The 14,283-nt window shown below is 58.2% G+C and carries 15 protein-coding genes; 4 read left to right on the top strand and 11 right to left on the bottom strand.

The window, feature by feature from the left end:
* Positions 1-54 precede the first annotated feature (54 nt).
* From cpaB to KGA97_RS21455, 6 genes are all read right to left on the bottom strand, one after another.
* The gene (cpaB, locus tag KGA97_RS21480) at positions 55-873 is read right to left on the bottom strand and encodes a Flp pilus assembly protein CpaB (RefSeq protein ID WP_008042355.1); all 819 of its coding nucleotides are present in this window, start codon (positions 871-873) and stop codon (positions 55-57) included.
* Positions 874-888: 15 nt separating this feature from the next.
* Positions 889-2,223 carry a hypothetical protein gene (locus KGA97_RS21475; RefSeq protein ID WP_008029696.1) on the bottom strand — a complete coding sequence of 445 codons (1,335 nt, stop codon included), beginning with the start codon at positions 2,221-2,223 and terminating at the stop codon, positions 889-891.
* A gap of 2 nt (positions 2,224-2,225) precedes the next feature.
* Complete coding sequence (locus KGA97_RS21470) at positions 2,226-2,756, bottom strand: prepilin peptidase (protein WP_008029694.1); 531 nt, start codon at positions 2,754-2,756, stop codon at positions 2,226-2,228.
* Between the two features lie 29 nt (positions 2,757-2,785).
* Positions 2,786-2,977 carry a Flp family type IVb pilin gene (locus KGA97_RS21465; RefSeq protein WP_223435968.1) on the bottom strand — a complete coding sequence of 64 codons (192 nt, stop codon included), beginning with the start codon at positions 2,975-2,977 and terminating at the stop codon, positions 2,786-2,788.
* Between the two features lie 152 nt (positions 2,978-3,129).
* Positions 3,130-3,321 (bottom strand): Flp family type IVb pilin, encoded by a 192-nt coding sequence (locus KGA97_RS21460; protein ID WP_223481465.1) that lies wholly within the window; start codon positions 3,319-3,321, stop codon positions 3,130-3,132.
* A 151-nt stretch (positions 3,322-3,472) separates the two neighbouring features.
* Positions 3,473-3,664 (bottom strand): Flp family type IVb pilin, encoded by a 192-nt coding sequence (locus KGA97_RS21455; protein ID WP_008042358.1) that lies wholly within the window; start codon positions 3,662-3,664, stop codon positions 3,473-3,475.
* A 407-nt stretch (positions 3,665-4,071) separates the two neighbouring features.
* Here KGA97_RS21455 and KGA97_RS21450 point away from each other — a divergent pair, with 407 nt between their 5' ends.
* Positions 4,072-4,941, top strand: a complete 870-nt coding sequence (locus KGA97_RS21450; RefSeq protein WP_008042359.1) for a response regulator transcription factor — start codon at positions 4,072-4,074, stop codon at positions 4,939-4,941.
* A gap of 80 nt (positions 4,942-5,021) precedes the next feature.
* Here the strand turns inward: KGA97_RS21450 and KGA97_RS21445 are convergent, their stop codons facing one another.
* Entirely contained in the window at positions 5,022-5,207 is a 186-nt protein-coding gene (locus KGA97_RS21445) for a hypothetical protein (protein ID WP_008029684.1), read from the bottom strand.
* Positions 5,208-5,623: 416 nt separating this feature from the next.
* Between KGA97_RS21445 and KGA97_RS21440 the strand changes: the two genes are divergently transcribed.
* On the top strand, positions 5,624-7,249 hold the full coding sequence (locus KGA97_RS21440; RefSeq protein WP_008029682.1) for a glucan biosynthesis protein D: 1,626 nt from the start codon (positions 5,624-5,626) through the stop codon (positions 7,247-7,249).
* 219 nt (positions 7,250-7,468) lie between these two features.
* Here KGA97_RS21440 and KGA97_RS21435 read toward each other — a convergent pair whose 3' ends face one another.
* The 3 genes from KGA97_RS21435 to KGA97_RS21425 all read right to left on the bottom strand — a co-directional run bounded on the left by KGA97_RS21435 (position 7,469) and on the right by KGA97_RS21425 (position 11,119).
* Positions 7,469-8,575 carry an NADH:flavin oxidoreductase/NADH oxidase gene (locus tag KGA97_RS21435; RefSeq protein ID WP_008029680.1) on the bottom strand — a complete coding sequence of 369 codons (1,107 nt, stop codon included), beginning with the start codon at positions 8,573-8,575 and terminating at the stop codon, positions 7,469-7,471.
* Positions 8,576-8,808: 233 nt separating this feature from the next.
* Complete coding sequence (gene recJ / locus KGA97_RS21430; RefSeq protein ID WP_192228461.1) at positions 8,809-10,518, bottom strand: single-stranded-DNA-specific exonuclease RecJ; 1,710 nt, start codon at positions 10,516-10,518, stop codon at positions 8,809-8,811.
* 58 nt (positions 10,519-10,576) lie between these two features.
* On the bottom strand, positions 10,577-11,119 hold the full coding sequence (locus KGA97_RS21425) for a YaeQ family protein (RefSeq protein WP_007944886.1): 543 nt from the start codon (positions 11,117-11,119) through the stop codon (positions 10,577-10,579).
* A gap of 137 nt (positions 11,120-11,256) precedes the next feature.
* On the opposite strand from KGA97_RS21425, the gene KGA97_RS21420 reads away from it, so the two are divergent.
* Both KGA97_RS21420 and KGA97_RS21415 read left to right on the top strand, forming a co-directional pair.
* Positions 11,257-12,456, top strand: a complete 1,200-nt coding sequence (locus KGA97_RS21420; RefSeq protein ID WP_223481464.1) for a CaiB/BaiF CoA transferase family protein — start codon at positions 11,257-11,259, stop codon at positions 12,454-12,456.
* 58 nt (positions 12,457-12,514) lie between these two features.
* A complete protein-coding gene (locus tag KGA97_RS21415) occupies positions 12,515-13,378 on the top strand; it encodes a TIGR02285 family protein (protein ID WP_008042362.1) in 864 nt (287 codons plus the stop codon).
* Positions 13,379-13,549: 171 nt separating this feature from the next.
* On the opposite strand, the gene KGA97_RS21410 is transcribed toward KGA97_RS21415, so the two are convergent.
* Entirely contained in the window at positions 13,550-13,837 is a 288-nt protein-coding gene (locus KGA97_RS21410) for a DUF3509 domain-containing protein (RefSeq protein ID WP_192228459.1), read from the bottom strand.
* Positions 13,838-14,283: the final 446 nt, after the last annotated feature.

The raw sequence follows: 14,283 nt of genomic DNA, 5'->3' as shown, positions 1-14,283 counted from the left end.
ACTGATGCGGATCGGCTCCGCCAAGACCTGGTGTCCAGGACCTGTTACGCCCTGTCAGCGAATGTTGACTACTTTGGTTTCGACCCCGCGGATGACGGTGACAGCCCCACCACTTTCGCCGCCGCTGCGTTGCACCACGCGTTTTGGCACCGTGGCGGTGGCCACCGTCATGACCGGTGCGACAGGCGCAACAGGTGCAACGGCCGCGATTTTTTTCTCGGAGTTCAGCGGATTGCGCAAGGTCAATTGCAGTTTCCCTTCCGTTTGCGCCGTGACCAGGGTTTCAGCCTCTGCGGTCGTCATTTCCAGCGTCACTGCACGCACCACCACCGGTTGGGTCTTGTCGGTACCTGCCGTCTGGTCCACCGCCAATACCCGCAAGTTCTCGAGGATGGTCCTGGACACGGCGCTGTTGCTGCCGGCACTGGTGGTTTTGGTCGCGAGTACATCGACCCGGTTACCCGGCAACAGGAACCCGCCCACACCGACCACATCGTCCACCCGTACCGAGATGGCACGCTTGTCTGTCGCAATCAGCGAAGCCAGGGTGCTGCCACCCAAGTGCTCACTCAGACGCGCACCGCGCACAATGTCGCCCTTCAGAATGTCGAACGTTGCGATCTTGCCCACAGCCTTTTCGCTCATGTCGAAGGCGTCTTCCGGGATCGTATCCATGGGCATGCGTACGGTCGTGACCTGCTGAGCCTCGACCATCTGCCCGAATGGAATCTCTACTGTGGCGACCACTACGCTTCGAAGGTGATCATCCGGGCTGGCATTGAGCCGGGCGCTCAGCCAGGAGTCGGCCATCCATGCAGCACCAAGGCCCATGACCAGGGAAACGCCTATCAGGGAAAGAGTACGAGAGCTCATGTCAGTATCTCCGTATCAAAGAAAGTCGAGCTGGACGAAGTAGTTGTGCCAGGCCCATTCCAACTCTTGCGGTGACAGTGGTCCGGAACCGCCCATGTAACGTTGACGATCGAGCGCCATGCTCAGGAGATCGCGGGGATGGCAAGGCACCAGAGGCATGCCTTCACTTGCATAAAGCCTTTGCAGCACATAACGCACCAGCAACTGGTCATAAGGCACGCCCAGACGCTCGCTTTCCTGACGCCAGATCTTTTCGTACTCCTCAGGCTTCAGATAACCGAATTGCAGCTTGTAGCCAATCCGACGAAGAAAGGCCTCATCGGCCAACTCCAGGGGATTGAGGTTGGTGGAAAACACCAGAATCAGATCGAACGGCAGCTCGCAATGCCGACCGCCGCCCAGGTTGAGGAAATCGCACTTCTCTTCCATCGGGACGATCCAGCGATTCAACAGCTCGGCGGGTGCCATGCGCTGACGCCCCATGTCATCGATGATGAACAGGCCATTGCTGGCCTTGAGCTGCAAAGAAGCCTGGTATTGACGGGTGTTAGTGTCATAGCGAACGTCCAGTTGCTCCATGCTCAACTCACCGCCAGTGACGACGATCGGGCGTTTGCAGCGCAGCAGTCGACGGTCGATCCCTTCGTTGAGCATCAGATTGTTCTGTTGAACGTTATCTTCGAACCGCTGATGCACTTGCGGGTCATAGATCTCGATCACGGACTCGTTGATGACGATGGCATGAGGCACCCAGATGGCCTCGGTGAACAGACGGATCAGCCGACGGCTGATGTAGGTCTTGCCAGTACCCGCGGGGCCATAAATCATAATGGCGCGCCCGGAGTTCATCGCCACACCTAACTGATCGAGCATGCTGTCGGTAAGCACTACGCCAGCAAAGGCATTGCGCATATCGTTGGCGTTGATGCGACCATGGTGAATGGTTTGCAGTTTGATCAGGGACCGGTAGGTGTCCACCGGGAAGGGTGCCGCACCGATATAGCCACTGCGCGACAAGGCATCGCGGGCGGCGCTGCGACCGCGTTCGGTCAGGCCATAACGCAGCATTTGCCCACTTGTCGATTGCGACCCCAACTGGCCAAGCACTTCGACACGACCGTCCTTGCGCAGAAACGCCAGGACTTCATCAAGTACGGCGCCGGTCAGCGCCAGGCGCTCCACCAGCCGCGGCATGTCCAGCACGCCAGCGTCATACAAGTGCTTGCATACCAACTCGCCGAGGAAACTGTCTGTCAGTCCAGTTTCGCGGATTGTGCACGGCTGGGGAGCCAGTCGTTGCACCGCGCCCCGAGCGCTGGGGTAGGCATCACTATCGACAATGATGTGCATGACTAGCCTCCGAATCCACCGGCAACCAGTTGCCAGTAGACGCTGATTAAAGTGCCTATCAATATTGCAATCGAATAAGGGAAAGGCTTGCTGGCTACTTCATCTGAAGTTGGCGCCAGATAGGCCTGCGCCTTCAGAATCAACCAATAACGTCCCAGGGTCTGAAGCAGCTGGCCGCGATACAGCACAATCAAAAAACCGCACACGCCACCGGCTATCAGGCTGAACAAGGCAGCCCACAATGCAAAATGGAAGGGTAAAAAGCTGCCGACCATGGCCATTAACTTGACGTCGCCGGCGGCCATGCCACCCAAGGCGTACATCGGCAGAAACAGTGCAAAACAGACCAGGATGCCCAACAGGCTGTCACCCAACCCGCTGACGCCACCTAAATACATTTGACCGCCCAGTCCCAGGGCAAGGCCCAACAGGACCAGCATGTTGGGAATGCGGTGGCGACGCAGATCGCTCACCACCGCCACGCCCAATAGTCCTAGCAGTAAAACAGTCATTACCAACAATTCCATGGACATGGCGCGTCCCCCCCTAACCGGGATTATCGTTAGCAGGCAGCACCTTTGACCGCTGCGCAAAGTGCTGTAATCCTGGTGTTCACCTCGGCCCCCAAAAGAATAAACATTGCGGCAACCGCTACCGTCACTAATCCACCGGCCACGGCGTATTCCACAATTGTCAGGCCATCTTCATCTTTGGCGAACTTGGTGATTGAAGTTCTGATTGTTAGCAGATTCATTTTTGTATACCTCGCTTCAGCCGTGATATGGATCAGAAAGTACGTTGGCGGGGACAGCGTGAAGTCTATTGAGTTGCCCGGTCTATCAGAGGAACTGTAAAACTGGTTGCTCTATGGATATCACCGCGCCCCACCACAACGAGTGGTTGTCATCAGCAGGCGGCACCTTTGACCGCAGCGCACAGTGCTGTGATCCTGGTGTTCACGGCGCCACCCAAAAGAATAAACATCGCGGCAACAGCTACCGTAATTAAGCCACCGGCTACCGCGTACTCCACAATGGTCAGACCATCTTCATCTTTAGCGAACTTGGCAATTGAAGTTCTGATTGTTTGCAGATTCATTTTTTAGTACCTCGTTTCAGCGGTCATACGACTCAGAAAATACATTGGCGGGGTCTGCGCGAAGTTCATTGAGTTGCCGGTCGATCAGAGAAACTGTAAAACCGGCTGCTCCGTGGATATCACCGCGCCCCACCACAGTGGGTTACTGCCATCAGCAGGCAGCGCCTTTGACCGCAGCGCACAGCGCTGTGATTCTGGTGTTCACGGCACCGCCCAAAAGAGTGAACATTGCGGCAACAGCTACCGTGATTAATCCGCCGGCCACCGCGTATTCCACAATGGTCAGACCGTCTTCGTCTTTGGCGAACTTCACTACCGAAGCCTTGATTGTTTGCATGATCATTTTGGCCACCTCACTCAAATGTTGTGTTTCTGAGGCAGAACTTTCTGTGCTGCCTGATGCAACCCTAGTCAGTAAGCAGGCATAGGCGTTAGGAGGATTTTGCACATCGTTAGGACTTTTTTGCGCAGCGGCCGGATACGGTTCATTGGCCTTTGCAGAAGTCACGAGAGGGGTAAACAAGGCATTGAAACGCAACGGCAATTGCCATTGATTCAGAAGCGACAAGTGGTTAAACCCGGGTTCGTCGACAACACACCCGCAAACACTGGGACCGGGCAGCCTTCCAGGAAACACATAGATCGAACAGATCTGTAATTCGTCGTTTTTATAAGGATTCAATCTGCAAAGTGATGGCGTATTGGCAATACTAGCGAGTAGAGAGTCAATCAGACCTGCCGAGTAGAGACATGACGTCCAATTTGACCAAAAGGCCATCGCTCCTATGGTTCGATCTGACTCATGATCGATCCACGAAAGAACTCATCGCACAGTTCGAGGGTACCTGCGACTGCAAACTGGCGAAAAACTCCGCGCTGCCCATCGGGGAACAGGCGGACATGATCTGCATGCATTTCGATCGCCCCGACACACCAGGTTTGAGGCTGTTGCTGGAGATCAAACGCAGCACACCGGGCATCCCGATCACCATGTTCACCGTGCAGCACTCAGAGGAACTGGCCGTCTGGGCCATGCGTTCCAGCGTCTGGGAATACATGGTGCTCCCGCTCTCGCTCACAGAGAAAAGTCGCTACCTGACTGCTGTAGTTCAGCTCTGCGAGCTGCGCCGAAATGTGACCGACCTGCGCAAGACGATGCTGATCGACCACTCCCCAACCCTGCCGGACAGTATCCGGCTGACCTCAGGGCACCAAAAACACCAGGCGCTGAGCAATGTCATGCTGTACATCGAACAGCACTTTCGAGACAGCATCGATCAAAGGGACTTGGCGCAGCGCTGCGGCATGACGACATTTCGCTTCAGCCGCCTGTTCAAGGAAGCCAATGGACTTGGCTTCACGGATTACATCTTGAACAAGCGCATGAACTTCGCCAAAGAGCTGCTCGACAACAGCCAGATGCCTATTACCAGCATCGGCTATGAGGCCGGCTTCAAGGATCCGTCCTACTTCGCTCGTGCCTTCAAGCAGTTCGCAAACTGCACGCCCAGTGAATACCGCTTGGCACGTCAAGTCAGAGCGACTGCAGCAGCACAACTGGCGCAGGATGAAAATATCACTGAAGCGCTCGAAAGCCTGATCGAAAGCCTCAGCGGTTGATCGGCACCCGCAAGATTGCGCCCATGCCGGGCGCACATGAAAAAGGGGCAGACTTCACAGTCCGCCCCTCGGCTTCTTACTCAAAACCGCGAAACACTGCGCATCGCATCCACCAGATACCGCATCGCAATCCGGTCGTTCTCCGACAACTCGCGATACCGCTCCACCAGTTTCAACTCCTCGGAATTAAGCCGGCGCCTTCGCCGCCCCATACCCAGGCACGGAAAGATCCCCAACATTTCAGTGATGCCTTGTACTTTCGACATGGACGATGTCCCTCTCTACGTCAAAAAGAAAACTGCAAAAACCGCATCGCCCTACCCTTTTTCAGCGGTCACCTCGTGCCAACTGAATCCCACCGGCCTGAGGGCAGAAACCGGTTATGCCCATAGAATAGGAAGTAAATTGGCGCTGAAAAGCGGTTTTTAGAGTAATTAGTCAAAAAAAGCAGAAATGCCGCATAAATCAGAAATCTCTGTGGGAAACGTTTACCGGAAATGTCTTGTTTCATAGCGGTGCCACTGCCACGCCATCAATCATTTTTGCTCTGCCACCGAACGGTTTAAGCTATTTGGCATCTGTTTAAAGTCCGTTGCGTTTGGCCGAAGGCATGTCCGAACCTCCATTTCTGATCCAGCACGTGCCAGGAACGGCGCGGGATTGTTCACGACAGGTTGTACTTATGCACCGCAGGAATTTGCTCAAAGCGTCCATGGCCATCGCTGCCTACACCGGTTTGTCCGCCTCCGGCCTGTTGGCTGCGCGGGCCTGGGCCGGTAATGGCACGGCTGACGGCGAGGCACAGGCGTTCGATTTCGAAGCCCTGAAAATCCAGGCCAAGCAACTTGCCGGCAACCGCTATCAGGACACCAAGCAAGTGCTGCCGCCGACCCTGGCGACCATGACCCCACAAAATTTCAACGCGATCCGCTACGACGGCAATCATTCGCTGTGGAAGGATCTGAAAGGTCAGCTGGATGTGCAGTTTTTCCATGTCGGCATGGGTTTCAAGCAGCCGGTGCGCATGTACAGCGTCGACCCCAAGACGCGTCAGGCGCGGGAGGTGCATTTCCGCCCTTCGCTGTTCAACTATGAAAACACCACGGTCGATACCAAGCAGCTCACGGGTGATCTGGGTTTCTCCGGGTTCAAGCTGTTCAAGGCCCCGGAACTGGACCGGCACGACGTGCTGTCTTTCCTCGGCGCCAGTTATTTCCGTGCGGTAGACGCCACTGGCCAATACGGCCTGTCGGCGCGCGGTCTGGCGGTCGATACCTACGCCAAGAAGCGTGAAGAATTCCCCGACTTCACCAAGTTCTGGTTCGAAACCCCGGACAAGGACAGCACCCGTTTCGTGGTCTACGCCCTGCTGGACTCGCCGAGTGCCACCGGTGCCTACCGTTTTGATATCGATTGCCAGGCCAGTCAGGTCGTCATGGCCGTCGACGCCCACATCAATGCGCGTACCGCCATCGAACAACTGGGCATCGCACCGATGACCAGCATGTTCAGCTGCGGCACCCACGAGCGGCGCATGTGCGACACCATCCACCCGCAGATCCACGATTCGGATCGCCTGGCGATGTGGCGTGGGAACGGCGAGTGGATCTGCCGTCCGCTGAACAACCCGGCGACCCTGCAATTCAATGCCTTCGCCGACACCGACCCGAAAGGCTTCGGCCTGGTGCAGACCGACCACGAGTTCGCCAGTTATCAGGACACCGTCGACTGGTACAGCAAGCGGCCGAGCCTGTGGGTAGAACCTACAACCGCGTGGGGCGAAGGCTCTATCGATCTGTTGGAAATTCCTACAACCGGCGAAACCCTGGATAACATCGTCGCGTTCTGGACCCCGAAGAAACCGGTCGCTGCCGGTGATTCCCTGAACTACGGCTACAAGCTGTACTGGAGCGCTTTGCCGCCGGTCGGTACGCCGCTGGCGCGGGTCAACGCGACCCGTTCGGGCATGGGCGGCTTCACTGAAGGTTGGGCGCCGGGCGAGCATTACCCGCCAGTCTGGGCGCGCCGGTTTGCGGTGGACTTCACCGGCGGCGGGCTGGATCGCTTGCCGCAAGGTACGGGCATCGAACCGGTGGTGACGTGCTCCAACGGCCAGGTCAAGGATTTCAACGTGCTGGTGCTGGATGACATCAAGGGCTACCGGATTACCTTTGACTGGTTCCCGACCAATGACAGTGTGGCCCCGGTGGAGCTGCGGTTGTTTATTCGCACCAATGACCGGACGTTGAGCGAGACCTGGTTGTATCAGTATTTCCCGCCGGCGCCGGAGAAGCGTAAGTACACCTGAGTTTGAAGGGTTGTCTGGGCGGGCCCTTTCGCGGGCAAGTCGGATCGCCGCACCGCTCGCTCCTACAGGTTAGTGTCGAACGAGGATGATGGGCTCGACATAAATTTGTAGGAGCGAGGCTTGCCCGCGAAGATGGCCTGACAGCCAACAAAAATCCCAGCACAGAAACGCAAAAGCCCCGATCACATCGATCGGGGCTTTTTGTTTTCACAACGCTACTCAGTCACGCAAATCCGACTCATGAATCGGCTGATCCCGATGCGTCGCGCGTTGATACTGCGCCGGCCAGATGGCCTTGTGTCCACCCAAATCATCATCCGCATGCAATGGCCAGTACGGGTCGCGCAGCAGCTCACGGGCGAGGAAGATAATGTCCGCCTGACAGGTGCGCAGAATGTGCTCGGCCTGGGCCGGCTCGGTGATCATTCCTACGGTGCCGGTGGCGATGCCTGACTCCTTGCGTACTCGTTCGGCGAAGCGGGTTTGATAACCGGGGCCTGTAGGAATTTCCGCGTTGACCGCCGTGCCGCCCGACGACACATCGATCAGGTCCACGCCCAAATCTTTGAGGCGACGCGCCAGTTCAACGGTTTCATCCGGATTCCAGCCGTCTTCCACCCAATCGGTGGCCGAGACCCGTACGAACACCGGCAATTCCTCAGGCCACACCGCACGCACCGCTTCGGTGACTTGCAGTACCAGCCGAATTCGATTCTCGAACGAACTACCGTATTGATCGCGCCGCTGATTGCTCAAGGGCGATAGAAATTGATGCAACAGGTAACCATGGGCCGCGTGAACTTCGACGACTTTGAAACCGGCGATCAGCGCCCGTTTCGCTGAATCAACGAACGCCTGGATGACCTCGGCAATTTCACTCTCATTCAGCTGCTTCGGTGGTGTGTGCTGTGGGTCGAACGCAATGGGCGAAGGACCGACCGGCGTCCAGCCGCCATCTTCAGGTTTGACGCTACCGTGCTTGCCGATCCACGGCCGATGGGTGCTGGCCTTGCGCCCGGCGTGGGCCAGTTGAATACCGGCGACAGCGCCTTGGGCGGCGATGAAACGCGTGATGCGTTGCAGGGGTTCGATCTGTTCGTCATTCCACAAGCCGAGGTCTTCGGCGGTAATGCGTCCATCGGCGGTCACCGCCGTGGCTTCAGTAAAAACCAGACCGGCCCCACCGACAGCACGGCTACCGAGATGGACCAGGTGCCAGTCATTGGCCAAGCCATCGACACTCGAATACTGGCACATCGGTGACACCGCGATGCGGTTGAGCAGGGTCAATTGGCGAAGGGTATAGGGTTCAAGCAGCAGACTCATGGGGCACCTCTCGAATCAGTGGGCAGGCTCCAGGGTTCTGTTTGAAAGTCGACGAGTGACAGGAAAAAGGTGCAGCACCCGCCCCCGCGGGCAAAAAATTCGACAAGACGTCACAAGGAAAATCAAGCAGTGCTTAGAGCCTAGTCGACATTGACGGTTGAGGGAGGGTTCCGAGAGATTCGTCGTGAGGGACATCGCCTTCGCGGGCAAGCCTCGCTCCTACAGCGATAGCGTCAACGCGGTTCTATGTGAGCAATCATCAACTGGACCGTCTCATTCCCGCGAAACTCGTTAAGGTCGAGTTTGTAGGCCAGTTCCACCCATTTGATGGTCGGGTTCGGCCAGATATCGCGGTCGATTCCAAAAGCGATGCCGTCCAGCTTCACCGAACCGCATTCACTTCTCAGCACCACTTTGAGGTGCCGTTCGCCAACAACCCGCTGTTCGACCAACTGGAACACACCATGGAACAACGGCTCCGGGAAGTGTTGCCCCCAAGGACCGGCATGCCGCAAAGCACGGGCCAGTTCGAGGTGAAATTCTTCGACCGCTAAAGTCCCGTCCGACAGCAGTCGCCCGGTCAGGTCTTCTTCACGTAATTGCCTACGCACTTCAGCGTCAAAGGCTTCGGCGAACAGCGGAAAATTCGCTTCCGGCAAGGTCAAGCCTGCCGCCATGGCATGGCCGCCGTACTTGCTGATCAAATTTGGGTGCTGAGCCGCCACCACGCTCAAGGCGTCACGAATATGGAAGCCCTGCACCGAACGCCCCGAGCCCTTGAGCATGCCATCGCCTGCATCGGCAAAGGCGATGGTCGGACGGAAATAGCGCTCTTTCATACGCGAGGCGAGGATGCCGATGACACCCTGGTGCCACTCGGGATCGAACAGGCACAGGCCGAACGGCATCGATTCCACCGGCAAATCCTTGAGCTGGGCCAGCGCCTCGCGCTGCATGCCCTGCTCGATGGATTTGCGGTCCTGGTTCATGCCGTCCAGCTGGATAGCCATTTCCCGAGCGAGCCCGGCATCTTCGGTGAGCAGGCATTCGATGCCCAGGCTCATGTCATCCAGGCGCCCCGCCGCGTTCAGGCGCGGGCCGACAATGAACCCCAGATCCGTAGACGTGATGCGCGCATGATCACGCTTCGCCACTTCGAGGATCGCCTTGATCCCCGGCCGCGCACGTCCGGCGCGGATTCGCTCGAGGCCTTGGTGGACGAGAATCCGGTTGTTGGCGTCCAGCGGCACCACGTCGGCGACGCTGCCGAGGGCCACCAGGTCCAGCAACTCGCCGATGTTCGGCTGCGGCCTGCTCTCGTACCAGCCGAGGCTGCGCAGACGCGCGCGCAGGGCCATCAGCACGTAGAAGATCACCCCGACGCCGGCGAGTGCCTTGCTCGGAAAACCACAGCCTGGCTGGTTGGGATTGACGATGGCATCGGCCAGCGGCAATTCATCGCCCGGCAAGTGGTGGTCGGTGACCAGCACGTTGAGGCCAGCCTTTTTCGCCGCGGCCACGCCTTCAACGCTGGAGATGCCGTTGTCCACGGTGATCAGCAGCTGCGGCGTGCGGGTCAGCGCCACCTCAACGATTTCAGGCGTAAGGCCGTAGCCATACTCAAATCGGTTCGGCACCAGATAATCAACGTGAGCCGCGCCCAGCAGGCGCAAGCCCAACATGCCCACGGTACTGGCCGTCGCGCCGTCGGCGTCGAAGTCGCCGACGATCAGAATCCGCTGACGCTGCTCCAGCGCGGTCACCAGCAAATCCACCGCGGCATCGATGCCCTTGAGCTGCTGGAACGGAATCAGCCGCGCCAGGCTCTTGTCCAGTTCAGCCTCTGAAACCACGCCCCGCGCCGCGTACAGACGGGTCAGCAGCGGCGGCAGGTCACCGAGGAATGGCAGGGTGTCGGGCAACAGGCGAGGTTCGATGCGCATGGGGTGACAGGTACTTCTCTTGAATACGTAGGATAAAACCGGATGACGTGGCGAAAAATCAGCCGCGTTCGCCGCTCAGCCACTGCAACTGGACTTCGTGCTGACCGCGGTCGTCGGTGACGAAAATCGTCCCTTCGCTGATCATCACGTCCCACTTGATAACGCGCGGCATGTCTTTGGCCAGGGTTTCCAGGACTTCCTGCGGCACAGCAGCGATGTGCACGTTTTTCAGGTTCTTGATCGCCGGGATCACTTTGGTTTCCCAGACGCGCAAGCTGCCATAGGCCAGCAGGCTGGTGCGCTCGGTGCGACGCGAGCACCACGTCAGGCGATCGGCATCGGGCTGGCCGACTTCGATCCAGTGCAGGACGCGATCATCCAGGCTCTTTTCCCACAGGGCGGGTTCATCCACGTCTGACAGACCACGGCCAAACGACAGCTGCTCGTTGTACCAGAAGGCGTAGGCCAGCAGCCGCACGGTCATGCGCTCTTCGGTTTCCGAAGGGTGACGGGCGATGGTCTGCTTCACCGTCTCGTAAACGCTGCGGTCGAGGTCGGTAAGGTTCAGTTCAAACTTGTAGGTCGTGGACGGCTGGGCCATGAACGGGCTTCTTGATACGTGGAAAGGCGGCAAGTCTAACCGATGCGGCAGGCTTCGCGGCCATCAACCTTGAGCGACTGACGGCGGGCTGTGCTAAAACGCTCTATCAGCCAAGCCTTTGTCCTACAGGATCCAGCATGCCGTTCACCGCCAAACCCCTCTCAGGTCTGAAAGTCATCGAATTGGGCACGTTGATCGCCGGGCCGTTTGCCTCGCGCATTTGCGGCGAATTCGGTGCCGACGTCATCAAGATCGAATCCCCCGACGGTGGTGATCCGTTGCGCAAATGGCGCAAGTTGTATGAAGGCACGTCGCTGTGGTGGTTCGTTCAGGCACGCAACAAGAAGTCCCTGACCTTGAACCTGAAACACCCGGACGGCCTGGCAATCCTGAAAAAGCTGCTCAGTGAAGCGGACATCCTCATCGAGAATTTTCGCCCCGGCGTGCTGGAAAAGCTCGGTCTGGGTTGGGACGTCTTGCACGCACTGAACCCGAAACTGGTGATGGTGCGCCTTTCGGGTTTCGGCCAGACCGGGCCGATGAAGGATCAACCAGGTTTTGGTGCGGTCGGTGAATCCATGGGCGGCCTGCGCTACATCACCGGGTTTGAGGACCGACCGCCGGTACGCACCGGGATTTCCATCGGCGACTCGATTGCGGCGCTCTGGGGCGTGATCGGTGCGCTGATGGCTTTGCGTCATCGCGAGGTCAATGGCGGCCAGGGTCAAGTGGTCGATGTGGCGCTGTACGAAGCGATCTTCGCCATGATGGAAAGCATGGTCCCGGAGTTCGACGTGTTCGGCTTCATTCGCGAACGCACCGGCAACATCATGCCCGGCATCACGCCCTCCTCGATCCACACCAGCGCCGACGGCAAACATGTGCAGATCGGCGCCAATGGCGATGCGATTTTCAAACGATTCATGCTGATCATCGGCCGTGAAGACCTGGCCAACGACCCGGCGCTGGCCAGCAATGACGGGCGTGACAGCCGTCGCGACGAGATTTATGGGGTGATTGATCGCTGGGTCAATGCGCTGCCGCTGGACACCGTCATCGAGCAGTTGAATCAGGCTGAGGTCCCCGCCAGCCGGATCTTCAGCGCCGAAGACATGTTCAGTGATCCGCAGTACCTGGCTCGGGAAATGTTCCTGAAGGCTAAGCTGCCGGACGGCAAAGATTTCAAGATGCCGGGAATTGTGCCGAAACTCTCAGAGACACCCGGCAGTTCGCAATGGGTCGGGCCGCAGTTGGGCGAACACAATGCGCAGGTACTCAACGATCTTGGCTACGACAAGGAACAGATCGCAAAGCTGCGTGAAGACGGGGCCATCTAAGCTGAAACGCCTGCTTTCGCTGCTCATCACAGACTGCCTGTCGCACGGCAGGAGGGTGATGTGCGCGCTCGCGGCGACAGCCTTGCTCATCGGTCCGACCTCGTCGGCGATGGCGCAGCCCAAGGAAACCATGATCTGGCTGTTGCGGGATCTGCCACCGCTGACGATTTTCGAAGGACCGAAAAAGGGCCTGGGCGTCATCGACCAACTGTTGCCGCTGTTGATCGCCGGCATGCCGCAATACGAACACACCTTGATGCGAGTCAACCGTGCTCGCGCCTTGCAAATGCTCCACGAGCCGTCCCTTACCTGCGATGCGGCGCTGAACCGGAGCAAGGAACGCGAACGCTGGATCGCGTTTTCCATTCCGGTGTTTCGGGCCATGAGTAACGGCGTGGCCGTAAGGCGCGTTGACCGTGAGACGCTTGCCCCCTTCATCCAGGACGGTGAACTGGACTTGGCGGCCTTCCTGGCGAGCGGCGGCGAGAAGTTGGGCATTATCGCCGAGCGTAACTACGGTGATTACCTCGACGCGCTGCTCAAACAGGCACCACCTGACTCGCTGACCCCGCACTACGGCAACGACGCCTTGGGCAGCCTGTTGCAGATGCAACGCCTGGGGCGCTTGCGGCTGCTGTTGGGATACCGCCCGGAAATCCGCTATCAGGCCCAACAGCAAGGGATCGCCGAGGATGAATTGCAGTTCTACCCGATTCGCGGCGCCGAGAAATTCTTGTCCGGTTACATCGGCTGCACCGACACGCCCAAAGGCCGGCAGGCGATTGTCGAGATCAATCAATTGCTGCGCAAAATGCCCCACGATCGCTTGAGCGAGGCGTACGCCGCGTGGCTCGACCCGGAAAGTCGCGATGCCTATCTGGAGGAATCCAGGAAGTATTTCGAGCAACAGGCGCTGGAATGACAAATCGCGGGCAAAAAGAAACCCCGAGAAGTGGGGAGACATCTCGGGGTTAAACGTGGTCTAAAAAAAGACCAGTGGCAGCACGACTACAAGCACCGGAGCACAATGCTTGATCCTGCTGTTACATGCTCTGACTTACCTTGGCCCGGGAAGGTTCCCACAAAAGACAATTCAATTACGGCTGGCCACGACCTTGTCCTGTGCAGCGTTGCGCAACGCCGCGATAACACAGGGTTCCAGGCGTCCTTCGGCAATCATCAGATCGCGATGCAAGCCGTCGACCACATCCGTGAGCAGACGTTTGTCGGTCAGTTGGGCCTGATTGAACTCCCGCTCGACCACGATGGCGCCGGTCGTGCCCTTCAGTGTCACCAGGCATTCGCCGTGGGCGCCTGAGGGGGTCAACGTTACCTGGTACGGGCTCAGAGCCTCACCGAGCAATAGATTGATACTTTCCATCTCGATCACCACTCAATAGTCCGAAAACAAAGTGCCTGGGGCGTGTTCACATTAAGTGACCATTGGCCCGAGAAGAAAGTTCTGGATTCCAGGTGCAGGCGCGTCGGCGTCTCTGGTGGGTAGAGCATGCATGGGGTAGATGACAGGTTTGTGTATGGCTTGGGTTTTGGTGGTTGGTTGGGATTGGGATCGGGTGAATATCCGTTTCTTCGGTGAGGGCGGCTATTGGTTTCGCCCTTACGGCGAGTCACTTGGAAGAGCCCCAAGTAACCAAGGGCTCTTGCCCCTTTCGTTCGGTGCCTCGCTAATGCTCGGCATACCCTCGCTCCGGTCCTGCTCCGTGGGCCCGCCGCCATCGGCCATCCATGGCCGGGGGCGGCTAACCCGGCATCCATGCCGGGTTGCCCACTACGCAGAACCTCCACTCGGCCTCTCGAGGGGGCGAC

It is taken from the genome of Pseudomonas sp. BF-B-15 (genome assembly GCF_019946675.1).
Lineage (GTDB): Bacteria > Pseudomonadota > Gammaproteobacteria > Pseudomonadales > Pseudomonadaceae > Aquipseudomonas > Aquipseudomonas migulae.
This window is presented reverse-complemented; position numbering and strand designations above follow the sequence as displayed.

Bases quoted from the DNA above. Each gene is read 5' to 3' on its own strand.
- cpaB (WP_008042355.1), bottom strand. From the start codon at position 873: ATGAGCTCTCGTACTCTTTCCCTGATAGGCGTTTCCCTGGTCATGGGC.
- KGA97_RS21475 (WP_008029696.1), bottom strand. From the start codon at position 2,223: ATGCACATCATTGTCGATAGTGATGCCTACCCCAGCGCTCGGGGCGCG.
- KGA97_RS21470 (WP_008029694.1), bottom strand. From the start codon at position 2,756: ATGTCCATGGAATTGTTGGTAATGACTGTTTTACTGCTAGGACTATTG.
- KGA97_RS21465 (WP_223435968.1), bottom strand. From the start codon at position 2,977: ATGAATCTGCTAACAATCAGAACTTCAATCACCAAGTTCGCCAAAGAT.
- KGA97_RS21460 (WP_223481465.1), bottom strand. From the start codon at position 3,321: ATGAATCTGCAAACAATCAGAACTTCAATTGCCAAGTTCGCTAAAGAT.
- KGA97_RS21455 (WP_008042358.1), bottom strand. From the start codon at position 3,664: ATGATCATGCAAACAATCAAGGCTTCGGTAGTGAAGTTCGCCAAAGAC.
- KGA97_RS21450 (WP_008042359.1), top strand. From the start codon at position 4,072: ATGACGTCCAATTTGACCAAAAGGCCATCGCTCCTATGGTTCGATCTG.
- KGA97_RS21445 (WP_008029684.1), bottom strand. From the start codon at position 5,207: ATGTCGAAAGTACAAGGCATCACTGAAATGTTGGGGATCTTTCCGTGC.
- KGA97_RS21440 (WP_008029682.1), top strand. From the start codon at position 5,624: ATGCACCGCAGGAATTTGCTCAAAGCGTCCATGGCCATCGCTGCCTAC.
- KGA97_RS21435 (WP_008029680.1), bottom strand. From the start codon at position 8,575: ATGAGTCTGCTGCTTGAACCCTATACCCTTCGCCAATTGACCCTGCTC.
- recJ (WP_192228461.1), bottom strand. From the start codon at position 10,518: ATGCGCATCGAACCTCGCCTGTTGCCCGACACCCTGCCATTCCTCGGT.
- KGA97_RS21425 (WP_007944886.1), bottom strand. From the start codon at position 11,119: ATGGCCCAGCCGTCCACGACCTACAAGTTTGAACTGAACCTTACCGAC.
- KGA97_RS21420 (WP_223481464.1), top strand. From the start codon at position 11,257: ATGCCGTTCACCGCCAAACCCCTCTCAGGTCTGAAAGTCATCGAATTG.
- KGA97_RS21415 (WP_008042362.1), top strand. From the start codon at position 12,515: ATGTGCGCGCTCGCGGCGACAGCCTTGCTCATCGGTCCGACCTCGTCG.
- KGA97_RS21410 (WP_192228459.1), bottom strand. From the start codon at position 13,837: ATGGAAAGTATCAATCTATTGCTCGGTGAGGCTCTGAGCCCGTACCAG.